This window comes from Stenotrophomonas sp. Sm2128 (assembly GCF_030985535.1).
In the GTDB taxonomy this organism is placed as follows: domain Bacteria; phylum Pseudomonadota; class Gammaproteobacteria; order Xanthomonadales; family Xanthomonadaceae; genus Stenotrophomonas; species Stenotrophomonas maltophilia.
The window spans coordinates 48,356-72,019 of sequence record NZ_JAPTFQ010000013.1; the positions used below are offsets into that span (position 1 = coordinate 48,356).

Sequence of the window (23,664 nt, forward strand, 5' to 3'; positions counted from 1 at the left end):
TCGCCCATAGGACACGTGTGATCGCTCATGCAACCGAACCGCTGCGACACCCGTGAGATGGTTTAAATGACTTCTTGCCTATTGAACCTACCGAGTGCCGCGCGCAATCTGACTACTGCTGTAGTCATGCGGGGCTGCCCTGCCCGCAGCAGGACGGTCTTGTAGCGTTTGAACGGATTCCACCCACTGGCGCAGGCCAATACAAGGATCACTGTACGTGTCACGCCGCAGCCGACTGCTTCTCTGCGCGGGTCTGGTCCCGCTTCCGTGGTTCCTGTTCTGGACCAGCGTTGCCGCCCTGTTCGCGCCGGGCTACAACCCGCTTGCACAGCACGCCAGCGAGCTGCTGCAGGCACCGACGCTCGCAAGCATCTGCGGCAGGATCGCGGCTATCGGCTCCGGTATGGGCTTCGTAGCGTTTGCCATTGGGGTATGGCGGGAGTCCGGTCGCCGGATTGCCGTAGGCGCGATCTGCTGGATGGTCTTTGGCATCTCCATGCTGACCAACGGGCTCTGGCCCATGGGCCATCCGATGCACGGCTTCTACACCATCGGTATCGCAAACATCATTGCACCGGCGATGTCGCACATCGAACTGAGCGCGTGGTCTGCCAACCGAAGGGCGTACGCCGTGACTGCTATGGTGAGCATCGCGGGCATCGTCTATCTCTGGTTGAACGTGGTGGGAGCGGATCCGGATGGGTTCAGGGGGCTGACACAGCGCCTGTTCTCGTCGATCAACTCGCTGTGGCCATTCCTGGTTGCGCTATATCTGGTGCGGCGGGGTTCAAGGGCACCGCAGATGCAGCCTGCACGTTGATGGATAGGCATCGGCAGGTCTGAGCAACAGAATGGCATCTGGCCAACAGCGGACTGGGCAAGCGAGAGCAGCGGGTGCTAGCTTTTTTTTCCTAGCCGAACCGGACAACCAGAGAAGATATGGTCGCCACCAAAGTCCCCCTGTCTGACTTTCCGCTATCCGTGATCAGCCTCGCAGAGCTCCTGCGCGAGGGCAGAGACGGAGAGGAGGCGACGTTCACAGACCAGGCCATCGCTGATTGGTGCTACGAGCTATTCGCTGCAATAGATAGCTGGACTGAAGTCAGGAGCGGGCACGTCGAGGTTGTGAGGGCGCGGGAAGTTGCGTACGACGTCGCATTGCAGTTCGAAGCCGATTTTCTTAACGCCAAGGGTAGGGATTTGGATGCTGAGCTCTATCAATCGTGGCTGAAACGGCTAGAACACAGGTAGCGCAGTGTTACCGTCAGCGTATTAGGCGATCGCCAACGTCCGCTCCTGGCCGGAAGCGGACATCAGTTCGGTCGGCCGAATTTCCCGGGCAACTCATTTTTCGGATTCCAGTCGGACTCCAAACTCATCCAAGTTGTGTCATCAGGGCGACAGAGAAGCTACCAAGAAATCTCTATCGCGTTGGTGCCATGTCTGCCTATGAACTGGGAGGGAGCTCCGGACTTAACTGCCCCTTGGCTATTGACGCGCGAGCTAGATGTCATGAGAGTACACGCCTGAATAGCGCGAGTAACCCCAACGTAATGCAGGTTCAAGCACTGAATTTCGTTCTCATAAATGACCTGGCCATACGTATTCGGTGGATACCGGCGGGTTGGCATCACGTGATCGTAAAGGTCTGCATGGAACACCAAGTCGAACTCGAGCCCTTTCGCCTTGTGTAATGTCATGATCTGCACAGCATCGCTGGGCGGGGTGCTGAACCAACGAAGCTTTGCGTAGTCATCACAGATCGCCATAAGCTCCTGCTCCCCCTCCACTGAAGGCTTTTTGTCCAGCAAGGTCTCCGACGCATTCAATACCGTCCTGACAAGATCCTGTTCAGAGCAGCTCCTGCAGCCCAGCACCATCTTTCGGATCACGCGGAGATGTTTGAGCGGTAGCTTTCTGCGCACAAACCTATCGATCAGCGCTTCCGCCGTAAGTAGAGAGTCGTGGCGTAGTCTGAGCAGATCTGAAAAAAGATTGGCCTCGCCCCCAGGGGTTGCGTTGAACGGCCGATCTTCAACAAGATGATATGGAATCTTCAGCTCATCTGCGATCATTCGCGCAGAGTGCTGATGACGGCACAGAACGGCAACTCTATCAGCCGAAGAGACCGCATAGTGAGACATATATATGGGGATAGCTGAAGTTAGCCAATTCCCCATAGCTCGCTGATCCCCAATGACCTTTTTTATAAAGACACGCATATCATCTGTTGGAGCAATCGGATGGTTGGCGTCAAGAAGGCGAAGCGCGAAATCATTGATAGAGCGGTGGCTGCGAAAGTTCGTGGTGATTGGGAACTGGGCAAATCCACTGCTCTCCGCTGCCAGCGAAAGCAGGTGGACGGAATCCTTCTTGGCAAATCCGAAGATTGATTGGTCGCTATCGCCAACCGCGACAGCGGTCAACCCCAAGTCACGGAGCTTGAGGAAAAGCTGATGCTGGAAGTATCCACTGTCCTGGTATTCGTCAACGTAAACAGCCTCGTAGCGCGCAGCGAGGTACCTCCTGCACGCAATTGAATTCTCCACTACGTATCGCGCAAGCATGCCCACACCTTCAAGCGGCACATAGCCGTCAATTAGTGCCTGACGCAAGAAGGGAAGGTAGTCTCTTGTTTCCTCTAACGTTGCGTCCTGGAGAGGTTTCAAGGGAAGCATTGAGCACAATGTTCCGGGGAGTTCGGACAGTCGTGCCGTACTCATTTCGGTAGCGACCGCCATCAAGTGCTTGGAGAACGGGAACACAATCTCTCGGAGGCAAAATTCATCAATTGTTCCGAAGAATGAGCCCTTAACGTCGAAGGCACCGGCTTTACACCGTCGCTCCAATTCGTCGCTCGCTTTATTGGTAAACGAAATGGCGATGATGCCCTGATGACCTTTTAGCCGAGATACGGTATCCCGTATCTTGCGAGATACGACGCTAGTCTTGCCGCTTCCGGGGCGAGCGATAACGACCATGTCGCCCTTGTACAGGACGGCCCTGTCTTGCTCCACGCTCGGTGTGAATGAGTTCATTTCTAGGTCTGCTCCGCCGCGCTCATACAATATATCAGTGGCTTAAGCAGGTTCCCCTGTGGCGAGGCAATAAGGCTGCTACCACAATGGACAACAAACTCCTGCATACGTGTAGCTTTCTTCTTTTGAAGGTATTGGATAGCCTGCTGAAGGGTATTCCCACCAAAGCCATTGAGGAGTTGAGGTAATTCGATGGCAATGTCGTTCTCAAGATCTACCTGCGATAGGTAGATTCCGAAAGGAGAAACGGCATTGCTGACGTCCTGCCACGTACCATCCGTCAAGGTCGAAGCCTGATCGTAAGGGGGCAACTGGTGGGCCTTGAGAGGCATGCCGGCAAGCGAAAGAGCACGATTGATGCCAGCCAACTGGCGGTGCGTCACTTGCGCATCGCGGGGACCTAGCTTTAGGTCGGAAACATCATTGTCCGTCCGCATTGCCCACGGAATCTCCAATGCATCCAGCACATGTCGGTAAACTTCAAATGCGACCCCATCAACCGAAAGAATTGAGACGTTGCTGTAGTCAAGGTCGTAGCCGTTCACCCTCGCCAATGCACCGTAGAAAAGCATTTCCGAAGGACCTTCAACAAGCATGATTGCTGATGCGAAGAATGCTTCGGCAGGGAGGATGCTGATGCGGTAACCAAGCTTCGTCCACGCATCATTGATGCAGGACGAGCACCCATTGCTCGCTGCTCTAGAAGCCCCATTCTTCCGCAACATGCGCACGATGGAATCGGGACGGTAGCTAGCAGCAATCTGTGGTGAATGAGTGGTGACGATGGTCTGCCCGGGCAGAGCACTAATCAAATAGCTCGCTAGCTTTCGTTGTTGATGAGGATGCAAGTGCGCTTCAGGTTCCTCTACGCAGTATATGACTGCCTCGTTATCCTGGTCGTGCTCCAGCACGCTCCTGGCCTTCCATAGGGCGAGCAGGATCTGGTTGTTTCGGCCGTCGCCGCCGAGCATCACCCGAGATCCATTTGTGCTCGCACCTAGTTCCAATTGCTCGATGAACTGCTCCACGCCGATGGCGCCGGTATCCAGCGAAACCTTGTACTCCGCGTGATGGTGGGAAAGCGCTTTGAGCTCCTGATTCAGCTCTTTCGTTGCCTCAGATACGTAATGTAAGTCCCTCACACCTTGGTTCACTGAGCCCAACAGATCGTTGATTCTCTCCATCTTCAGGCTGTCGGCTTCCGCAGCTTCCTGCGCTCGCGCTGCTTGAGAGAGCCTTAGCAGATGCCTCTTCTCGGACCGTATGTATCGAGCAAGATCGCGTTGGGAGTGAATGTACTTGAGATGTAGATACTTCAGGTAAAAGCGACTAGGGATTACCTCCAAGGCATCAGGATCATGCCCTGCCGCAACTTCATACCGGTAATCATCACTGAAGGCCCTGAATTCAAGGAAGAACCTTGCATCCGCGCTGATAAATCCCTTGAGCTGCGAGAGCACTGCATCCTCAGTTACGTCTGAGAAGCCGACGCGGATAGTAAACGCGTCAGCTTGAGTGCCGCCTGGCGTGCAGTGGAAGTCGTGCGCCGATGGCTCGATATCAGCGTCCGACAGACTTTTGTCGAGAAGCAGCCTCAGCGCATGGATCATGTTCGTCTTTCCGACGTCGTTACCGCCAATCACCAAGCTGTTCTTCGCTAAATTGATGTGGGCGTCGGCAAAGTTTCGGTATTGCTTGAGTTGAACGAAGTCAATTTTCATGATCACCCTGAGCCCGCAGACATAACTCGGACGCCAATGGCGCACCGCTCTCTTATGAGCACCAAGCCAAGAGCAAATGAGCCTGACGAGCACATGCTAGCCCTGGGACAATCAAAGGGCTAGACAAGAGACTTCTTAAAGCAGCACCAAGTTATCCTCTGGGCCCGTGGCGTGCCAGTGCCGACGAAGATGATAAATCCCTGGCTTCGCGCCTTGCGCGGTTCAGTCTGGTGCCGCGAATGCTAGGTTCCCTGGCCACTTGGGCACAGCCCACGATTGGCATGCTTGCCAGCCGGACCCTGCCGCCCTAGGATCGAGCCGTTAAGGGGAAAGCCAGCCATGTGGTGCTTTGTGCATAAGTCGTATAACCGGACCAACGGGTCCATCTATTAGTAGTTAAGCCTAAAGGTGAACTATGCCGCTGCCGAAGTTCGATGATCTTCCTTTCAATGCGCGGCCAGATCTCTCGCCGTATCTGATACACCTTACAAAGAACACCAAGAAGGATGATGGCTACACTGCATACGACAATTTAGTTCATATCCTGAAGACAGGCTTGATCTGGGGGAGCACGTCGCAGAGCGGGATGATTAAGGGCAAGAGCCCGGCAGCCTGCTTTATGGATGTTCCGCTGTCCTCACTGAAGTACGTACTGACTCCAGAAAATTCTGATCCACAAAAGCCAAGGTACGAGCCATACGGAATCGCAGTTACAAAGAGGTACGGTCACGAGAATGGATGCCGCCCGGTGCTGTATTTGTCTGATACAGAGACAAAGGACCTTGGGATTCCTGCTGGCGAGCTGTGGCGTGTTGTGAGGTTCGAGGTCAGTAAGGACGGCTGGGTAAGCTGGTTGCATGAGAGAGAATGGAGGTGTAAGGGCGACTTCTCCCTGCCTGAGTCCATTCAGGCTGCCTTTGTTCGCAACTCGAAAGAAGCAAGCAAGCTAACCAAGCTCCTGACTGAAAAGCCTGACGAGTTCAAGTGCATTCCTAGGTCGGTTATCCCCATGACGGTTCTTTGCCAAGGGCTTTTGAAATAATCGGTTGAGGTGTGGCAAATTCATTCAAGCCGAAGCCGCTTCGCGGCTCGACTTAATTCAGGAAATAGACCTATGACCCACATTCGTCGCTACTTCAACTCCATCTCCGACTCAATCTATGCGGCCGGCACCCGCGCGGGGTCCGCCACTCATCGTCCGGGAATAGGCACAAAACGTGAGATAATCCTAAGAGACTTTCTGGCAAAACATTTGCCGCGTCGCCTGGCCGCAAGCCTAGGGGGTCAAGTTATCTCGCATGCAAGCAATTCAATGTCCCGGCAGATTGATGTTATTGTCACCAATGACTTAGGAGTTCGCTTCGAAGAAGATGAAGCAACCCTAGTTACAGCAGAGAGCGTCGCCTCTTGCATCTCTGTCAAGAGCGCACTGGATACTGCATCACTCAATGACGCCTTAATCAATCTTCTTTCTGTTCCCGATCCGTCATCTTCAGTAGTTTCTTTCCCGGCCCTCAGGAATGATCCCTACCCATCTTTTCTTAAGAGACATCCTACTTATTTCATCTTTGCCTACGATGGATTTAGTGGGAAAGCGTGCCAAGAGGCACTCAATAATTTCGTCAAAGCAAATCCAAATACGCCCTTTCACCGGCTTCCGAAAGCTGTAATTGTGAACGCGAAGTACATGATTACGTTCTCTGTCAATGCGCGCACAGAACACAATGGCAAGGCGATTCCTGCCAACTCATTTCATTGGGCGGATACGTCTGGAGAATACAGAGGGTTTCCCTTCTGCGCTCTATTGAGTGATATCTCTAGCTATGCCAGCTGGCTGAATCATATGGATACTTCCATTTACCCTTACTTCAATGCCGGCTACGACCTTGCATCCGTATAGAAATAGCAGCTCGTCCAAGCCGACACCATTTCGCTGTAGCGCTTAACTCAGGTGTTTGGACACATTGGTCGCTGGTCAGCAATTGCTATCGGTTCGGGTTTTTGCCTCGTCTGAAGCACGAGCCCAGGATTTTGCAGTGCTGATCCAAAGTCATATTTTCGTGCCGTCAGCGTTGACGGGATTTTGTTCGGTCGGTCGGGGCGGCCGTTGGCCGTTCGAGCATGGTGATCGGCAATTGCATTGCTATCCCTCAGCGTGGTTTACATGCGCTATTGGCTGGTCGGGGCTCCAGCAGCACGAGCCACTCCGGCCTAACCATTCATTCAAGCCGACTGCCATTCCGTGGCAGCGGCTTAGCTCAGAGCGTTCCGATGTTCGCTTCTGGCCGAAAGCGGACATGGTTCGACGACATTGATCTTCCGTCAGCCAAGGCACGGGTCTCTCCTTCCCTCAGTTGATGATCTCCCCACTCCCCGAAGCAACAAACGCCTTCAACTGCCGAATAAACTCCGCGTCGTAGAGCTCCCACTCCACGATCTCCCCAACCACCCGCAATGGCTGCGCACTCCGATACGATCGCGTCGGGTTCCCGGGAAATTTCTTGTTGGTCACGTTCGGGTCGTCCTCAAACGGCCCGGTCGGCTCCACCACATACACGCGCGGTCGCCCCTCGCCCCGGGCCATCTCGGCAGCCAACCCGGCGCCCTTGGCAATCGTGGTGAAGTAGATGTGGTTCATCACCACACTGTCGCGATAGTTGGAGCGGAAGCCCGCGCTCAGCAGCTCGCCCACCGCCAGATCAGCGCGGGTGCCGTGATAGAACGGCCCGGCGACCTGGTCGCAGGTGTCATGCGAAACGGGTGTCCATTCGGTGTCCTGCGCCATCGGCACTGCCCCTGCGTGTCCTGCCGGATCGACAGGCCGGCGAGTCTAGGGCGCCCGGTGGGCCTTGCTGCAAGGCCCCATCCGGGAAATAATCTGTAAACGGGAGGCGCAGTGCGCCTCCTTTTTTCATTCTGCGGCGCCGCGCCCTTCCAGCTCGCGCACGGCGGTTTCCAGTGCGTCCAGCTTCTGGCGGGTCTTCAGCAGCACGGCGCGCTGCACTTCGAACTCCTCGCGGGTGACCAGGTCCAGCTTGGCCAGGCCGGCCTGCAGCGCGCTCTTGAAGGTGGCCTGCAGTTCCTCGCGCGATTCGCGCAGGCCCGGCGGCACCAGGTCGCTCAAGCGGCGGGCAAGGTCATCCAGTTGGTTCAAGTCGATCATGGGGGTACTCCGTGGTGCGGGCGGGCCGTGCAGGCCACAAGGATACTGCTGGGCTGGTCGCCCGCACAGGCGTGGGCTGTTTCGCACCGGGCGCGTTCAGGCGCTATCCTCCACGCCGGAAGACAGGAGATAGACGATGAAGATGGTCATGGCGGTGATCAAGCCGTTCAAGCTCGACGACGTGCGCGAAGCGCTGGCCGAGCGTGGGGTTACCGGCATCACGGTGACGGAAGTGAAGGGCTTTGGTCGCCAGAAGGGCCATACCGAGCTGTACCGCGGCGCGGAGTATGTGGTCGATTTCCTGCCGAAGGTGAAGCTGGAAGTGGCGGTGACCGATGACCAGGTGGAGGCCGTGGTTGAGGCCATCGTGAAGGCCGCCGGCACCGGCAAGATTGGTGACGGCAAGGTGTTCGTGTACGACCTGGGCAGCGTGGTGCGTATTCGTACCGGCGAGTTGGACGCGGACGCGTTGTAAGGGGGGGGGCTGGACCGCTGCGCAGTCTGAGCGACGGGATGCTTGCCCCCTCTGTTGTAGAGTCGAGCAAGCTCGACTCCACAACCGGGATCGGGCGGAGCGAACACCCGTGTTCGACGAAGTACCCTCCCAGTGTGATCAACCCGGCGGAATGAGGGAGGACGACCGCCACTCCGGCAGACCGAGCGCGCGGCGGGTGCGCGTCACGGTGGCGGCGATCTCTGCCTCGAAGCCGCCATCACGTTGCAGCAGCGGCATGAGTTCGGCACAGCGTTGCTTCAGCACATCGACCCATGGCGCTGGGTGGGTCTCCGTAGCGGCCAGTGCCAAGTGCCTGCGACCCTCGTCGTAAGCGCCCGCCAGCCCGGCAGTGATGCCCGCATGGATGTGTTCGCGGATGCCCGGTTTGGGGTGGCGGTTCATCAATGCACGCACATGCGCCGGGGTGGGGAAACGGTCACGCAGGGCCAGTACCTCGGCGGCGGCCTGCTCGGCCAGTGCCTGTGCGGCCGAGGCAAACTCGGCGGTTTCGGTGAAGCGTTCGAATCCGGCAACGCGGCCGCCCACGTCGAAGGACAGGTAGTCCTTTTCTTCCCAGAGCCAGCAGGCGCCGACATTGAGGTAGCTGCCCCTGTCCCATGCCGAAGGCTGGAACTCGACCACCCCGACCCACCAGCCCTGGTCGTCAAGCCAAGTGCGCGAACGGCCCTTTTGCACGCAGCCCAAGGGGCGCAGTATGGATCTTGCGGCTGCAGTCAGCAGGCGGGTGTGTTCAGGTGTCGGCATCCCCAGCATCCTTGCGAGTGGCGTGCCGACAAGTATCGCAGAGCACATCGGGCGTGTGGCCCGGGGCAGATGCGGGGCAAACAGCAGTCGCGCAAGCAATGCAGGGCGAACAGCGCTTACCGCCGCTTGGCCCACTTGTAGAACCGCTTCCAGCCCTGCCGCACGGTAGCGACCCAGCCCGGGTCGGCCACCAGTGCGGCCTGCGCGGCACTCGGGGCCTGGCCGGTCACGCGCTGGCGGATCTTCAGCAGGTTCTTCATGTCGCTGCGGCGCATCTGCCGGCTCAAGGGGCCGCGGCGCAGCCAGCGCGGTACGCGCCAGGCCGAGGTGAAGTCCAGCAGCACGGGCACGCCGCCGCTGACCACCACGTTGGTGCCATGCAGGTCGTTGTGGGTGATGCCGGCGGCGTGCAAACGACTGAGCGCGTGCTGCAGCTGCTCGAACACCTCATTGCCGACGGCCTGTGCGGTGCTCAGGGTCTGGCCGGGGATGAACTCCATGCCCAGCGCCAGGCCACCGAGGGTGCCGAGCAGCGCGGGGGCGTGCTTCCAGCCGCCGAGGCGCTGCAGCATGCGGGCCTCGCGGCGCACCATCAGTCGCGCGATCAGCGAAACGGGCGTGCCGCGGTAGCGGGAATAGTCCTTGATGACTGCCTCGCGCCCGTCCAGGCAGGTGCGATAGACGTCGGGGGCCAGGAAGCGTTCGCCGCGCTTGAGCAGCAGCGGGGTGGCGGCCTCATCGCCGCAGGAGGAGGGGGGGCAGAGCAGGAAGATACATGTCGGGGTCTCGGACGACCCGGTGGGTGGCGCAAAGCGTCAAGCGAACCGGTGTTACAGGGAGTTACTAAGTTTTCGTTAATTTTAGTACTCGCCAGTTCGCTATTCCACGATTTGTCGGAGAAATGTCAGGGGCGTGGCTGGAACAGTTCGTCGCGCTCAATCGGACAATTATGTCTCACTTGGTCGACGGTTCTTTCAGAATCAATAGGTTGGGCGTCGCATCGGTTCGTTCATCCGCGGCCCGCTGAACGTCGCGCACGTCCGGCTTGACCCCGACGCACGGCCTGCCGACCATAAGCTGTTAATTCGCGACATCGGCGGCCGCACCCTTCGGCACGTCCCCGTTCCCTGCCGCGTTCCTTACCGATGCTGGCCACCAGGCCGTGCATCGCCCCGATTCCCGTTCCGGCCGCGGCTGGAGGAAAGTGCTTTGATCATCAAAATCGTCATTGCAGCGCTGTTCGTGGCCTGCGTGCTGTACATCCACTTCCGTGGCAAGGTCCGCGCGCGCTGGTCGCGCCAGCTGCTGGACCACTCCAGTTTCATGGCCCCGATCAACGTGGTCATGTACATGTTCTCGAAGGTGCCGACCACGCCGTTCCTGGACCCGGCCAAGGAGTTCCCGCAGCTGGAGCCGCTGCGCCAGAACTGGCAGATGATCCGCGATGAGGCGCTGGCGCTGCGCGATGCGCAGAAGATCGCCGCGTCCAGCACGTTCAATGATGCCGGTTTCAATTCGTTCTTCCGCCGTGGCTGGAAGCGCTTCTACCTGAAGTGGTACGGCCCGTCGCACCCGTCGGCGAAGGCGATGTGCCCCAAGACCACGGCGTTGCTGGAGTCGCTGCCGGACGTGCGTGCGGCGATGTTCGCGCAGCTGCCGTCGGGCAGCGAGCTGCGCCCGCACCGCGACCCGTTCGCCGGTTCGCTGCGCCTGCACCTGGGCCTGGCCACGCCGAACAACGACGGCTGCTACATCGAAGTGGACGGCATCAAGAAGAGCTGGCGCGATGGCGAGTGGATGATGTTCGACGAGACCTACATCCACCACGCGCACAACGAGACGCCCGATGACCGGGTGATCCTGTTCTGCGACATCGCCCGCCCGCTGCGCTTCGGCCTGCCGGGCCTGTTCAACCGCGCGGTGGCGGCCACGCTGCTGGCCGGTGGTGCCTCGCCGAACCTGCCGGGTGACCCGACCGGTGGCGTCAACAAGGCGTTCGGCAGCGTCTACAAGGTGCGCCTGAAGGCCAAGGCACTGCGCGAGCGCAGCGTGGTGGCCTACCAGCTGATCAAGTGGGGCCTGGTGGTGGCGGTGATTGCCGGTATCTGGGCGCTCTGATCGTTGCATGAGGTTGCCGGCCAGCGGCCGGCACTACCGGAACATGAAAAAACCCGCGCTGTTGCCAGCGCGGGTTTTTTTTTTCATGGGTGGGTGCCGACCGTTGGTCGGCACGCCTTACTTCAGTGCCGCCTGTACGAAGGGCGGGGTCACCAGCACGCCGGTGTGCAGCGCGGCGGTGTAGTACAGGGTGTTGAAGGTCTTGGCAGCCGAGTCGGCCTGGCGGAAGTCGAAGCTGCTGTCGCCCTTGCGCGCCATGGTCACGCTCCACCAGCCGGTGGGGTAGCACGGCTGCGGGAACGGCAGGGTCTTGAACGAACCGAAGCCGGCCTTGCCCATCTCGGTGCGCATTTCGTTGATCAGCTCGAGCTGCATCAGCGGCGACTCGGACTGCTGCACCAGGATGCCGTCGTCCTTCAGGGCCTTGAAGCAGCTCTCGTAGAAGGCCTTGTTGAACAGGCCTTCGCCGGGGCCGACCGGGTCGGTCGAATCCACGATCACCACGTCCACGCTGCCGGCCGGGCAGTTGGCCATGTAGGCCACGCCGTCGTCGAACAGCAGCTCGGCGCGGGCGTCGTCGTTGGAGTCGCACAGTTCCGGGAAGTGCTTGCGCGCCATCACCGTGACCTGCTCGTCGATATCGCACTGGGTCACGCTCTCCACGCCGGTGTGCTTGAGCACTTCGCGCAGGGTGCCGCAGTCGCCGCCACCGATGATCACCACGCGCTTGGGCGCGGCGTGGGTGAACAGCACCGGGTGGCTGATCATCTCGTGGTAGAAGAAGTTGTCCTTGCTGGTCAGCATGATGGCCCCGTCGATGGTCATCAGGTTGCCCCAGTCGGTGGTCTGGAAGATCTCGATCTTCTGGAACGGCGACTGCACCTCGTCCAGCTTGCCGGTGATGCGGTAGCCGATGGCCGAGCCGGTGCGCTCGAAGTGTTCGATGTACCAGTTGTTGCTGTCAGTCATTGAAAACAGTCCTGTTCGGAGGGGTGAAGCCGGGCTGGCGGGCGGGGCCGCGTGGCACAGATGCCACATCCGGACGGATCGGCCCGTTCAGGTTGGAACCTGTCACGGGCGCGGGCGCGCATGATAACGAACCTGTGGGCATATAGGCGTTATCATGCCCCCCCTTTTATTGCCAACAAGGCCGACTGAAATGACCGATTGGTCCCTCGACCAAGCCCGCAAGACCTACTCGATCCCGCATTGGGCGGACGGTTACTTCGACGTGGATCAGGCCGGGCACATGGTGGTGAGACCGACCGGGGCGGACGGCCCGGTGGTGTCGCTGCCCAAGGTGGTCGATGCGGCGCGCGCGGCGGGCGCCAAGCTGCCGCTGCTGGTGCGCTTCCCGGACATCCTCGGCCAGCGCCTGGGCAAGCTGCAGGCGGCCTTCGGCCAGGCCCAGCAGGACTGGGAGTACAGCGGCGGCTACACCGCCGTGTACCCGATCAAGGTCAACCAGACCCGTGGCGTGGCCGGCACCCTGGCCAGCCACCACGGCGAGGGCTTCGGCCTGGAAGCGGGCAGCAAGCCCGAGCTGATGGCCGTGCTGGCGCTGTCGCGCCCGGGTGGCCTGATCGTCTGCAACGGTTACAAGGACCGCGAGTACATCCGCCTGGCCCTGATCGGCCGCAAGCTGGGCCTGCAGACCTTCATCGTCATCGAGAAGCCGTCCGAGCTGAAGCTGGTGCTGGAAGAGTCCAAGGCGCTGGACGTGAAGCCGGGCCTGGGCGTGCGCATGCGCCTGGCCTCGCTGGGCGCCGGCAAGTGGCAGAACAGCGGTGGCGACAAGGCCAAGTTCGGCCTGTCGCCGCGCCAGCTGCTGGATCTGTGGAAGTCGCTGCGTGACACCGAGTACGCCGACTGCCTGAACCTGCTGCACTTCCACATGGGCTCGCAGATCTCCAACGTGCGCGACATCGCCAACGGCATGCGCGAAGCCACCCGCTACTTCGTGGAGCTGTCGCGCCTGGGCGCGAAGATCACCCACGTCGACGTGGGCGGTGGCCTGGGCGTGGACTATGAAGGCACCCGTTCGCGCAGCTTCTGCTCGATCAACTACGGCCTGCATTCCTACGCCAGCAACATCGTGCAGCCGCTGGCCAATGCGTGCGAAGAGTTCGGCCTGACCCCGCCGCGCATCGTTACCGAGTGCGGCCGCGCGATGACCGCGCACCACGCGGTGCTGATCGCCAACGTCTCGGAAGTGGAAGAGGCGCAGGAAGGCCGCGTGCCGGACCAGCACGACGATGAGCCGGCGGCGATCCGCCACCTGCGCGAGATCCACGACGAGCTGGACGTGCGCCCGGCGGTGGAACTGTTCCAGGAAGCGCAGCATTTCCACGCCGAAGGCCTGGCCAGCTACGCGCTGGGCCAGATCGACCTGCCGCAGCGTGCGCGCATTGACGATCTGTTCTACGCCATCGCCCACGGCGTGCGTGCACGCCTGAGCTACGACGAGAAGAGCCATCGCCCGGTGCTGGACGAACTGAACGAGCGCCTGGTCGACAAGTACTTCGTCAACTTCAGCGTGTTCGAGTCGATCCCGGACGTGTGGGCGATCGACCAGGTGTTCCCGATCGTGCCGATCGAGCGCCTGGACGAAACCCCCGACCGCCGCGGCATCATCGCCGACATGACCTGCGACTCGGACGGCATGGTGGAAACCTATGTCGAGAACGAGAGCCTGGACAGCTCGCTGCCGCTGCACAAGATGAAGCCGGGCGAGAGCTACCGCATCGGCTTCTTCATGGTCGGCGCCTACCAGGAAATCCTGGGCGACATCCATAACCTGTTCGGCGATACCGACGCGGTGGAAGTGCTGGCCGATGCCGATGGCTACGCGATCACCCAGCAGCGCCGTGGTGACACCACCGACGTGATGCTGGATTACGTGGGTTACCGCCTGGACGAACTGCGTGCGACCTATGCGCAGCGCGTGGCCGAGGCCCAGTTGTCGCCGGAACGTGCGCAGGAGTTGTCGGAGGCGCTGGAAGCCGGCCTGACCGGTTACACCTACCTGTCCGACGAACCGCTGGTCTGATGGACGGCGCCGGGTTTGCCCGGCGCCGCCGTTGCCGATGAGCGCGCGCGCGATCTTCCACCTGTTCCTGCATGCCGCCGTGCCAGCCCTGCTGGCATGGCTGTTCTGGCGCAAGCGCTTTGCTTCGGCGTGGCTGCTGATGCTGCTGGGATGGATCATCGACCTGGACCATCTGCTGGCCGACCCGATCTATGCACCGAACCGCTGCAGCATCGGTTTCCATCCCTTGCACACCGCACCGGCGATTGCCGTGTACGCGGGGCTGTGCGTGCCGAAGAAAACGCGGTTGTTCGGCATCGGTTTGATCATCCACATCGTGCTGGACGCGATTGATTGCTGGTGGATGCATCACCGTTGATGTTTGATGTGTGTCGACCAAGGTCGACACCTACCGGGTGTACGGCGACCGGTCGGATTGGCGCTTGGTAGAGCCGGCCGCTGGCCGGCTTCCCCAAGGCGTTCCCGGCGACCACGTGGTTGCCGGCCAGCGGCCGGCATTCCCCATCGTTGGGTTGGCCGCTTCACGCCACCGGCAACCACAACGCTGCGCGCAGGCCGGGCTGCGCATTTTCCAGCGCCAGGCGCCCGCCATAACTGGCGGCGATATCGCTCACAATCGCCAACCCCAATCCACTGCTGCCCTCGCGCTCATCCAGGCGTACACCACGCTGTGTGACCTGGGACAGCGCATCCGCCGTCAGGCCAGGGCCGTCATCACGCACTTCGATGCGTAACTGCCCGTCGTGGGCTTCCGCTTCGACAGTGACCTGCTGTTGCGCCCACCGCCCGGCGTTGTCCAACAGATTACCCAGCATCTCTTCCAGATCCGCACTGGCACCGGCGAACTGTAACGCCGGATCAATGCCTTCCGCTGTGAACGCAATGCCGCGTTCGCCATGCACGCGTGCCATCAGCCGGCACAGCGCCTGCGCGACAGTCGCCACGTCGGTGCGTTGGCGATGGTCGGCGGCCAACCCAGCGGCCAGGTAGCGGTCGACACTGGCCTGCATGCGGGCGCTCTGCTCACGAACGGTCGCCCGCCAGTCCCTGCCGTCGCCGTCGGCCTCGGTGGCCAATACGCTCAACGGGGTTTTCAGCGCATGCGCCAGATCCTGTGCGCTGGTGCGCGCGCGCGCGACCATGCGTTGCTGGTGGTCCAGCAGCGCGTTGAGTTCCTCACCCAGTGGTGCGACTTCCGCTCCCAGTTCCTGCGTGTCGATGCGCTGCGCATCGCCGCGCCGTACCCGTTCCAGCTGCGCACCGAGGCGATGCAGCGGGCGCAGGCCGAAGTGGACCTGGCTGGCGAGCACCGCCAGCCACGCCGTGACCAGCACGCCCAGGGCGATGGCGGTGCGCTTGCGGAACGCGGCTACATCCGCATCCAGCGCGCTGCGGTCGGTGGCAACCACGGCCACGAACGGTGCGCTGGCGCGCGGCAGGCGCACCTGTTGCACGCGTGCACGCAGGGATTGCTGTAGTGGCCCAGCCAGATTGCGCGTGGCCGCACCTGTGGCCATGGCCGGCAGGGTTTCATCCCACAGCGAGCGCGACTGCAGCAGCACGCGGCCATCGGCACCGGCAATCTGCCAATAGGCACCGGAGAACACGCGCTGGAAGCGCGCGTCATTCGGTTCCTGGCGCAGGCGCAGCTGTCCTTCGGGGTCCACTTCGGCCTGCGCCAGCAGGGTCAGCATGTCCTGCTGCAGTCCGTGGTCGAGGCGGTCACGCGCGCTGCGCTTGAACAGTTCGCCCAGCAGCGCGCTGGCCAGCAGCGAAACCAGCAGCAGGCCGGCGCCGCCAGCCAGCAGCAGGCGCCGACGCAGCGAGGATTGCCGGCTCACGGCGCGGCCAGCCGCCAGCCCTGGCCACGCACGGTCTGGATCAGATCGATGCCGAGCTTGCGGCGCACGCGTCCGAGCAGCACGTCCAGCGCATTGGAGTCCGGGTCGTGGCCGCCGTCGAACACCTGTTCGCCCAGCCGGTCGCGGCCGATCACCTGGCCGCTGTGGTGGATGAAGTAACTGAGCAGGCGGAATTCCTGCGGGCTGAGCGACAGCGCTTGGCCGTCCAGCTCGAAACGGCCAGCGTTGACGTCCAGCTGCAGTGGTCCGCAGTGCAGGCGCGGGCTGGCGTGGCCATGGCTGCGGCGGATCAGGGCGCGCAGGCGCAGCACCAGTTCGTCGGCCTGGAACGGTTTGGTGAGGTAATCGTCGGCGCCGGCGTCGAAGCCGGCCAGCTTGTCGTGCCAGCGCCCGCGTGCGGTCAGCACCAGCACCGGGAAGCTGCGGCCGTTGCCGCGCCAGCGCTCGATCACGCTCAATCCGTCCAGCCCGGGCAGGCCCAGGTCGACGATGGCCGCCTGCAGGTCTTCGATCTGGCCGATCTCCTCGGCCTGGCGGCCGTCGGCGACCACGTGCACCACGTAGCCGGCCTGTTCCAGCAGGGGCACCAGGCGCTGTGCCAGTGCGGCATCGTCTTCGGCCAACAGGATGCGCATCAGTCGTCCAGCTCCGTCTTCAGCAGCCTTCCGCTGCGCGCATCATAGTCCAGCTCCACCACCACGCCGTCGCCGCGCAGGATCTCCACTTCGTAGACGCCGTCGTCCAGCTCCACTTCCAGCAGTTGGCCCGGAAAGCGCTTGAGCGCATCGCGCACCACGCTTTCCAATGGCACGTAGCGGCCCTGCTGCACGGCGCGGCGCGCGACCTGCTGCGCCGGGTCCTGTGCGGGCGCGGCGGCGGTCGGGGCGCTGGCCAGGGCCAGCAGCAGGGGCAGGGTGGAGAGCATCGGGGCGCGGGGAGGACTGTAGGACCAGGCGTGAGTGTGGCGGAGGTGACTAACAGCTGGCTAACAGTGCCGGCTAAGGCGCTGTTAACCACGGGGTGCATTGTGGCGTTGCCGGGATGGTCCGGCCACGACCACGAACAGGAGAACCCCCATGTTGAAGTCACTCACCCTCGCCACTGTTGCCCTGCTGGCCGTCGCGCCGGCCGTACAGGCTGCGCCGCTGGGCATGGCCCAGGTTGAACAGACCCTGCGCAAGGCCGGCTACACCCAGATCCACGAGATCGAACGCGATGATGGCCTGTGGGAGGCTGACGTGAGCCGCGCCGATGGCCGCTTCAGCGAGGTCTACGTGGACCCGAAGACCGGCGAGATCTTCGATGAGCACAGCAGCCGCGCGCTGTTGACCACCGAGCAGGTGCTGGCACGGGCACAGGCGCATGGCCTGCGCGAGATCCATTCGCTGGAACGCGATGGTGCGACCTGGTCACTGGAAGCCCGCAATGCCCGCAACCAGAAGGTGGAGGTGCGCCTGAGCGGTTATGACGGCCGCATCCTGCACAGCGAGCGCGATGGCTGGCTGGATTGATTCGCGTGCGGGCAGGTGCCGGCCGCTGGCCGGCACGGAATGCAGAGCGTGTCGACCAAGGTCGACACCCACCGGCACATGCAAGGTCGACACCTACCAAGCGTACGCAGCGGTAGTGGCCGACCTTGGTCGGCCCAGGCCGACGCGGGGCGTTACCAGCCAAACGGCGGCGGGTAATCCCAATAGCCCGGGCCGCGGCCGTAGTAGCCGCCGTACGGGCCGAAGAAGCCCGGGCCCTTGCCTTCGCTCACGTGGATGTTGACGTTGACCCCGTGGGTCTTGCCCTCATCGGTGGTGTAGTTCTTGCTCAGGTTCAGCGTGGCGGCGTTGTAGTGGCTGTTGCCACCGTTCTTGGAATAGCCGATGCCGGTGGTGAAGCTGCCGGATACCTTGACCTTGTCGTCGGTGACGTCGGCGATCTTCGCGTCGTCGTGTACGCGCGGGCCGCTCTTGTCACCGTAGTACGTGCCCGGCGGATCCTGCTGCAGGGCCGGGTCGTTGAGGTAGCGCATCGGCGCCTGCGGCAGCGTCAGGTCCAGGCCGGCAGCCTGCGGCGCGGTGGCGCCGGCAGCGGACTGGGCCAGCACGGTTCCCGGCAGGGCCAGGCACAGCAGCAGGGTCAGGGGGCGGATCATGACGGCGCTCCAGCGGACAGGTGGCCACGCAACACGCGGCGGTACAGGCCGACGCTAGCAGGGGCTGCTTGAATGATGCCTGTCGGCGCCCGCTCGCGGTAGAGCCAGGCTATGCCTGGCTGCAGGCTACAACCGCCCGAACCCGAACAGCCCCGCCAGCGGATGCGCCCGCCGCTCGATCCCGGCCCGCAGCAGCTGCGCGCCGATCATCGAATAGGTGATGCCGTTGCCGCCGTAGGCCATGGCGAAGTGCACCCGCGGCCCCCACTGATCGTGCGGGCCGAAGAACGGCAGGCCGTCCGCCGTTTCGGCGAAGGTGCCGGCCCAGGAAAACGCCGGCACCGGGTCCAACCGGGGGAACCAATGCAGCATCTGCTTCATCAGCTTGTCGGCCTTGCTCTGAACGCGCCGGTCGCGGCGGGCGGGGATGTCGATGGCATCGTCCAGCCCGCCCACCAGCAGGCGACGGTCGCCGGTGGCGCGCAGGTACAGGTAGGGGCGGGCGCTCTCCCACACCATGGTGGTGCGCAGCCGGCCGAGCACGTCCGCATCGACGGGATCGGTGATGAAGGCGTAGCTGCTGCGGTTGCGTGCAACCCGTTGCTTGAGCCAGCGCTGGTTGGCATAGCCCATGGCCAGCACCACGTGGCGTGCGCGGATGGTGGCACCGTCTTCGGTACGGGCGGTCACCCCGCGCGCAGTGGCATCGAGGCTGTGCAGCACCGTGCGGTCATGCACGTGGCCGCCGCGCCGACGCAGGCGCTGCAGCAGCGCATAGGTCAGCCGATACGGATCGACCCGCGCCGCCTGGCGCGTGAGCAGGGCTCCACCGGCATTCACGTCGAAGCGTTCCTGCAGTGCCTCCGGGCCCAGCCAGCGGGCATCCAGACCGATGCTGCGCCGCGCCTCACCTTCGGCCATCAGGCGCGGAACGTCGCGATGGCGGCTGGCCAGGTACAGGCTGTCCATGCGCTGGAAATCCACGTCCTTCAACCCGCGTGCCACGTCGCCCAGCGCTGGGATTGCTTCCGCACACGCCCGATAGGCAAGCGCCGCGGCGTCCTGGCCATAGCGCTGGGCCAGTTCCAGCAGGTGGGTGTCGATCTCGTACTGCAGCAGCGCGGTGCTGGCAGCGGTGCTGCCCCAGCCGATGTCACGCTGCTCGATCACCGCCACGTCGTGGCCATGCCCGGACAACTCGTCGGCAATCAGCGCACCGGTGATGCCGCCGCCGACCACCAGCACGTCGCAGCGCAGATCCCGCTCCAGCGGTGGGAAGGCGTGGATCAGGCCGTTGCGCACCGCCCACCAGGGGTAGCCACTCTTCAGGTCCATGAGTGGGCGGCTCAGGCTGTGGGGCGACCGGTGTGCGGGGTGTGGATCAGTTCGGACAGATCGAAGCCCTGCAGGCGGGCGGTGGCCAGATAATGATCCTGCACGGTGGCGTCCAGCTGCGGTTCGCGGGCCAGCAGCCACAGGTACTTGCGGTCCGGGCTGCCGACCAGCGCCACGCTGTAGTCCGGAGCGACCTGGATCACCCAGTAGTCGCCCTTGGCGAACGGCAACCAGCGCAGACCCTTGGGCAGGAAGCTCACCTCCAGGCGCGCGCTGTCGTTGTCGACGGCACAGGCCTCGCCGGTGGCTTCCTCGACGTCGCCGTCCATGCGGCAGCGGTTGGTGACGCCGACGTTGCCGTTGTCGAGCAGGGTGTAGTGCGCCGACACATCGGTGCAGCCTTCCGGCTCGTGGCGCATCGGCAGGCGTGCGATTTCATACCAGGTGCCCAGGTAGCGGGGCAGCTTGAGGTCGGCGACGGTCTTCAGCGGCGGGTGGTCGGTCATCGGCGGTCGTGGCAGGGGTGGGCCTCCACGATGCCGATGGCCTTGCCATGGGCGGGTGAAGCCTGGGCGATGGCCGTGTCCAGAACGTTCCGTCGCCGCTGCGGCGTGGCCGTTGTCACCGGCGTGGCGGTATGCTGCCGCCAGCGCCGTGTTTTCCTGATCCAACCGAGGTGGAGGTGCCGATGTACCAGGTAATCCTGTTGAAGAGTGAATCCGCGTTCGCACGCGAGCAGTGGCCGCAGGTTGATGACCTGGTCGACTACGAGGGCGTCAGCTACAGCCTGCGTGCCGGCCCGCGCCAGCCGCTGCCCACCGACCACGACTGGCACCCGGTGGCGGTGTACGCGCCCGATGAGATCACCGAGGAAGAGTTCCAGGACTGGTACGCGCTGCAGCAGCCGGCCGTCGAAGAGCTGCGCCTGAAGTACTGACTTCGCCGGCGTGGCGTGCGTGCGCGCGGAAACGTGGGCGGGGTGAACCGACGGGGTAGAGTCGACTGTTGGTCGACTGCTCTTCGCTGGACGCTGCGCAAAGCCCGCGCTGCGCGCGATAGTCGACTAACAGTTGACTCTACCCCGTCGGTTCGCCCGGCCACGATCACCCCGCCGCAATCGCCAGGCCGTTATCGCCCCGTCGTGACCACCCCGCGCCATCACCCCGTCGAAGCTCCCATCGCGGTGGGTGTGGTCCTCTGAGCCACCATCCAGCCTTTACCGCCTGTGCCGTATAGTCGCGCGCAGGCGCGGTGGTCCGCGCGAAACGGTGTGGCTGGCGTGTCTTCTTTCCTGCGATCGATCCGTGCACGGGGGCCTTGGCTGGCCCTGCTGCTGTGCACTGCCTTCCTGCTGTCCGCACCGGTGCTGGCCCAGGATGAGGACCCCACGCCGAAGCAGCAACTGGCGGACATCGATTCCAGGCTGAAGGAGGTCGAGCGCAAGCGGGGCGATGCAGAGGCCATCGAGACACTGGCGATGCTGTCCGAGAATGCCTCGCAGGCCCGGCGCGATGCCGAAGCGCTGGAGAAGGCGTTGCAGCCGCAGCTGGATCGGATCAGCGAACAGCTGGCGCAGCTGGGCACGCCTGCGGAAGGCACCACCGAACCGCCGGAACTGGCCGCGCAACGACGCACCATCACCAAACAGCGCGACGGCCTGGCCGCGTCGGTAGCGCAGGCCAAGGCCAGTGCCGTGCGTGCCCAGCAGCTGGCAGCCGACATCGACCAGCAGCGCACTGCGCAACGCGCCGAAGACATGGGGAAGAAGGTCGCCTCGCCGTTGTCTCCGGCGCTGTGGAGCAAGGTGGCCGAGCGCCTGCCGATCGATATCGCACGCGTCGCGCCGTTGGCCGAGCAGGGGCGCGATACGTTTGTTGCTGGTGTCCGGGCCAATGGCTGGGGCACGCCGTTGCTGGGCCTGCTGGCCGCGTTGGTGATGATGTTCCCGCTGCGGCTGTGGCTGCGCAGGCTGGGGCGGCGCTTTGCGGCGTCCGAGCGTGCGCCGGACGGTCGCCTGCGCCGCTCCGGCCTGGCCATGTGGCTGCTGCTGGTCGGTACGCTGCTGCCCGGCTATGCCGTGGTGGTGCTGATGGCAGCGCTCGATGCGATCGATGCGATCGCGCCGCGCCTGCAGGTGGTGGCCGACGGCCTGGAGACGGCCACCTTCCGCGCCGCCTTCATTGCGGCGCTCAGCGCGTGCATGCTGGTACCCAAGCGTCCGTCGTGGCGGTTGCTGAATCTGGATGACACCGCCGCACTCAAGCTGCGCAAGTACGCGTGGGGCGCGGCGGCGCTGGCCTGGCTGAGCACGGTGCTGGTCGCCCTCGATCAGGCCACGCGTACCAGCGACGTCACCACGGTGGCGCTGGACGGCCTGATTGCGCTGACCTACCTCGGCCTGATCATGGCCATGCTGGTGACCCTGGCACGCCTGCATCGCCGGCAGACCGCCGAGGCCGAGGCCAAGCTGGAGGCACAGGCCGATGGCGTGGGCGCGGCCACGCCGGTGCGTCGCAGCAGCTGGCTGGTACTGGCCCGGGTAGCGGGCAACATCGCGGTGGTGGCGGCCATCATTGCCACGTTGCTGGGCTACCTGAACTTCGCCAAGTTCGTGAACCAGCAGCTGATCGGCGGCAGCATCGTGGTGCTGGCCGCGACCCTGCTGTTCAAGTTCGTCGATGACCTGAGCACCTGGATGCTCAACGCCGACAGCAAGGTTGGCCAGACCATCCTGCTCAGCACCGGCCTGAGCGTATCGCGGCTGGAGCAGGCCGGCGTGCTGCTGTCGGCGGCGCTGCGTACCGTGGTCGTGCTGCTCACGCTGCTTGCCCTGGTGGCGCCGTTCGGCAACATCGGCGCGGTGGTGGAGCGCTTCACTTCACTGTTCACGACCGGATTCGATATCGGTGGCACCAAGCTGGCACCGGCGGGGATCGTGTTGGCGGTACTGGCGCTGCTGGCCGGCCTGGCGATCACCCAGCTGGTGCAGCGCTGGCTGACCGACACCTACCTGCCCAAGACCGAACTGGATCTGGGCGCACGCAATTCGGTCAGTACGGTTGCCCGTTACGTGGGCATCATCATCGCGGTGATCTGGGCGCTGAGCGCGATGGGCCTGCAGCTGAGCAAGCTGGCGTTGCTGGTCAGTGCGCTGTCAGTGGGTATCGGTTTTGGCCTGCAGGTGATCACCCAGAACTTCGTCTCCGGCCTGATCCTGCTGGCCGAGCGCCCGGTGAAGATCGGCGACTGGGTGAAGCTGGGCGACCAGGAGGGCGACATCCGCCGCATCAGCCTGCGTTCGACCGAGATCCAGGTGGGCGACAAGTCGACGCTGATCGTGCCCAACTCCGAGCTGGTCACCAAAACCGTGCGCAACATGACGATGGGCAACAACCAGGGCCGCATCCAGATCCAGTTCGCGGTGCCGCCCAGCACCGATGTCGGCAACCTGCGGCAGGCGTTGCTGGATGCGTACACCGCGCATACCAACGTGCTGAAGCAGCCGGCGCCGACGGTCTACATCGACAGCATTGCCGGTGGCCAGATCACCATCAACAGCTTCGCGTACGTGGCCAGCCCGCGGCAGGTGTATGCGACCCGCAGCGATCTGTACTTCAGCCTGCTGCAGATCCTGGCCGAGCGGAACATTCCGCTGTCGACCCCGACCGACATCCACATCACCCGCGATCCGCAGGAGTAGTGGGTTCTTTGCAGGGCTTCGCCCTGCACCCGCCGAAGCAACGTCAACCGCAAGAGCAACAGCGTGCATTCCGTGGTTGGGCGGGGCGGTGCCGGAGTGCGGGGACGCCGCAAGTACGTCCCTGTAGGCTTGGCAGCCGCATCCATGCGGCTGACACCCCACACTCCGGCACCGCCCCGCCTTCGACAGTTTTCCGCGATCTTTTGGAATTGCTTTTGGGGTCAAATACCTTTTTCCGGGGAAAACCGCTGTGGACCCATTTTTATTTTAG

Annotated in this window: 24 protein-coding genes; 11 read left to right on the forward strand and 13 right to left on the reverse strand. The window is 62.9% G+C overall.

Going from position 1 to position 23,664, the window contains the following annotated elements:
* Positions 1-217 precede the first annotated feature (217 nt).
* Entirely contained in the window at positions 218-820 is a 603-nt protein-coding gene (locus O0K41_RS05950; RefSeq protein ID WP_164221593.1) for a DUF998 domain-containing protein, read from the forward strand.
* Positions 821-939: 119 nt separating this feature from the next.
* Positions 940-1,251, forward strand: coding sequence for a hypothetical protein (locus O0K41_RS05955; RefSeq protein WP_164221591.1), 312 nt, complete (start codon positions 940-942; stop codon positions 1,249-1,251).
* Positions 1,252-1,409: 158 nt separating this feature from the next.
* Here the strand turns inward: O0K41_RS05955 and O0K41_RS05960 are convergent, their stop codons facing one another.
* Together O0K41_RS05960 and O0K41_RS05965 are read right to left on the reverse strand one after the other, a co-directional pair.
* Positions 1,410-3,038 (reverse strand): ATP-dependent helicase, encoded by a 1,629-nt coding sequence (locus O0K41_RS05960; RefSeq protein WP_164221590.1) that lies wholly within the window; start codon positions 3,036-3,038, stop codon positions 1,410-1,412.
* A gap of 2 nt (positions 3,039-3,040) precedes the next feature.
* Positions 3,041-4,759, reverse strand: a complete 1,719-nt coding sequence (locus O0K41_RS05965) for an AAA family ATPase (protein ID WP_164221588.1) — start codon at positions 4,757-4,759, stop codon at positions 3,041-3,043.
* 415 nt (positions 4,760-5,174) lie between these two features.
* On the opposite strand from O0K41_RS05965, the gene O0K41_RS05970 reads away from it, so the two are divergent.
* Positions 5,175-5,801 carry a DUF2971 domain-containing protein gene (locus O0K41_RS05970; protein WP_164221586.1) on the forward strand — a complete coding sequence of 209 codons (627 nt, stop codon included), beginning with the start codon at positions 5,175-5,177 and terminating at the stop codon, positions 5,799-5,801.
* A gap of 72 nt (positions 5,802-5,873) precedes the next feature.
* Positions 5,874-6,659, forward strand: coding sequence for a DUF6602 domain-containing protein (locus O0K41_RS05975; RefSeq protein ID WP_164221584.1), 786 nt, complete (start codon positions 5,874-5,876; stop codon positions 6,657-6,659).
* A 450-nt stretch (positions 6,660-7,109) separates the two neighbouring features.
* On the opposite strand, the gene arr is transcribed toward O0K41_RS05975, so the two are convergent.
* Together arr and O0K41_RS05985 are read right to left on the reverse strand one after the other, a co-directional pair.
* Positions 7,110-7,544, reverse strand: a complete 435-nt coding sequence (gene arr / locus O0K41_RS05980) for an NAD(+)--rifampin ADP-ribosyltransferase (RefSeq protein WP_095378978.1) — start codon at positions 7,542-7,544, stop codon at positions 7,110-7,112.
* 126 nt (positions 7,545-7,670) lie between these two features.
* The gene (locus O0K41_RS05985; RefSeq protein ID WP_149501054.1) at positions 7,671-7,922 is read right to left on the reverse strand and encodes an accessory factor UbiK family protein; all 252 of its coding nucleotides are present in this window, start codon (positions 7,920-7,922) and stop codon (positions 7,671-7,673) included.
* 136 nt (positions 7,923-8,058) lie between these two features.
* Between O0K41_RS05985 and O0K41_RS05990 the strand changes: the two genes are divergently transcribed.
* A complete protein-coding gene (locus tag O0K41_RS05990; RefSeq protein WP_005411374.1) occupies positions 8,059-8,397 on the forward strand; it encodes a P-II family nitrogen regulator in 339 nt (112 codons plus the stop codon).
* 138 nt (positions 8,398-8,535) lie between these two features.
* On the opposite strand, the gene O0K41_RS05995 is transcribed toward O0K41_RS05990, so the two are convergent.
* The gene (locus tag O0K41_RS05995) at positions 8,536-9,183 is read right to left on the reverse strand and encodes a hypothetical protein (RefSeq protein ID WP_239503537.1); all 648 of its coding nucleotides are present in this window, start codon (positions 9,181-9,183) and stop codon (positions 8,536-8,538) included.
* 116 nt (positions 9,184-9,299) lie between these two features.
* On the reverse strand, positions 9,300-9,950 hold the full coding sequence (locus O0K41_RS06000; protein ID WP_308304455.1) for an RIO1 family regulatory kinase/ATPase: 651 nt from the start codon (positions 9,948-9,950) through the stop codon (positions 9,300-9,302).
* A gap of 445 nt (positions 9,951-10,395) precedes the next feature.
* On the opposite strand from O0K41_RS06000, the gene O0K41_RS06005 reads away from it, so the two are divergent.
* Positions 10,396-11,301 carry an aspartyl/asparaginyl beta-hydroxylase domain-containing protein gene (locus tag O0K41_RS06005; protein ID WP_024957655.1) on the forward strand — a complete coding sequence of 302 codons (906 nt, stop codon included), beginning with the start codon at positions 10,396-10,398 and terminating at the stop codon, positions 11,299-11,301.
* A 117-nt stretch (positions 11,302-11,418) separates the two neighbouring features.
* On the opposite strand, the gene speE is transcribed toward O0K41_RS06005, so the two are convergent.
* Positions 11,419-12,270 (reverse strand): polyamine aminopropyltransferase, encoded by an 852-nt coding sequence (speE, locus tag O0K41_RS06010; protein WP_005411371.1) that lies wholly within the window; start codon positions 12,268-12,270, stop codon positions 11,419-11,421.
* A gap of 190 nt (positions 12,271-12,460) precedes the next feature.
* Here speE and speA point away from each other — a divergent pair, with 190 nt between their 5' ends.
* Both speA and O0K41_RS06020 read left to right on the forward strand, forming a co-directional pair.
* Complete coding sequence (speA, locus tag O0K41_RS06015) at positions 12,461-14,350, forward strand: arginine decarboxylase (RefSeq protein WP_012512349.1); 1,890 nt, start codon at positions 12,461-12,463, stop codon at positions 14,348-14,350.
* Between the two features lie 37 nt (positions 14,351-14,387).
* A complete protein-coding gene (locus tag O0K41_RS06020; RefSeq protein WP_005411369.1) occupies positions 14,388-14,708 on the forward strand; it encodes a DUF6122 family protein in 321 nt (106 codons plus the stop codon).
* Positions 14,709-14,871: 163 nt separating this feature from the next.
* On the opposite strand, the gene O0K41_RS06025 is transcribed toward O0K41_RS06020, so the two are convergent.
* The 3 genes from O0K41_RS06025 to O0K41_RS06035 are packed head-to-tail and all read right to left on the reverse strand — an operon-like array spanning position 14,872 to position 17,137.
* Positions 14,872-16,191 carry a HAMP domain-containing sensor histidine kinase gene (locus tag O0K41_RS06025; RefSeq protein WP_164221580.1) on the reverse strand — a complete coding sequence of 440 codons (1,320 nt, stop codon included), beginning with the start codon at positions 16,189-16,191 and terminating at the stop codon, positions 14,872-14,874.
* Positions 16,188-16,847, reverse strand: a complete 660-nt coding sequence (locus O0K41_RS06030) for a response regulator transcription factor (protein WP_005414726.1) — start codon at positions 16,845-16,847, stop codon at positions 16,188-16,190. Before O0K41_RS06030 ends, O0K41_RS06025 begins: the two co-directional genes overlap by 4 nt.
* Positions 16,847-17,137, reverse strand: a complete 291-nt coding sequence (locus O0K41_RS06035; protein ID WP_012481470.1) for a PepSY domain-containing protein — start codon at positions 17,135-17,137, stop codon at positions 16,847-16,849. Before O0K41_RS06035 ends, O0K41_RS06030 begins: the two co-directional genes overlap by 1 nt.
* A 151-nt stretch (positions 17,138-17,288) precedes the next feature.
* Here O0K41_RS06035 and O0K41_RS06040 point away from each other — a divergent pair, with 151 nt between their 5' ends.
* Entirely contained in the window at positions 17,289-17,723 is a 435-nt protein-coding gene (locus tag O0K41_RS06040; protein ID WP_005411365.1) for a PepSY domain-containing protein, read from the forward strand.
* 152 nt (positions 17,724-17,875) lie between these two features.
* Here the strand turns inward: O0K41_RS06040 and O0K41_RS06045 are convergent, their stop codons facing one another.
* The 3 genes from O0K41_RS06045 to O0K41_RS06055 form a co-directional block, all read right to left on the reverse strand.
* On the reverse strand, positions 17,876-18,358 hold the full coding sequence (locus O0K41_RS06045; RefSeq protein WP_005411364.1) for a hypothetical protein: 483 nt from the start codon (positions 18,356-18,358) through the stop codon (positions 17,876-17,878).
* Positions 18,359-18,484: 126 nt separating this feature from the next.
* Positions 18,485-19,693 (reverse strand): FAD-dependent oxidoreductase, encoded by a 1,209-nt coding sequence (locus tag O0K41_RS06050; protein ID WP_049451152.1) that lies wholly within the window; start codon positions 19,691-19,693, stop codon positions 18,485-18,487.
* A gap of 11 nt (positions 19,694-19,704) precedes the next feature.
* The gene (locus tag O0K41_RS06055) at positions 19,705-20,199 is read right to left on the reverse strand and encodes a lipocalin family protein (RefSeq protein WP_005411362.1); all 495 of its coding nucleotides are present in this window, start codon (positions 20,197-20,199) and stop codon (positions 19,705-19,707) included.
* A 182-nt stretch (positions 20,200-20,381) separates the two neighbouring features.
* On the opposite strand from O0K41_RS06055, the gene O0K41_RS06060 reads away from it, so the two are divergent.
* On the forward strand, positions 20,382-20,630 hold the full coding sequence (locus O0K41_RS06060; RefSeq protein ID WP_005414723.1) for a hypothetical protein: 249 nt from the start codon (positions 20,382-20,384) through the stop codon (positions 20,628-20,630).
* 333 nt (positions 20,631-20,963) lie between these two features.
* Positions 20,964-23,393 (forward strand): DUF3772 domain-containing protein, encoded by a 2,430-nt coding sequence (locus tag O0K41_RS06065; RefSeq protein ID WP_050426961.1) that lies wholly within the window; start codon positions 20,964-20,966, stop codon positions 23,391-23,393.
* Positions 23,394-23,664: the final 271 nt, after the last annotated feature.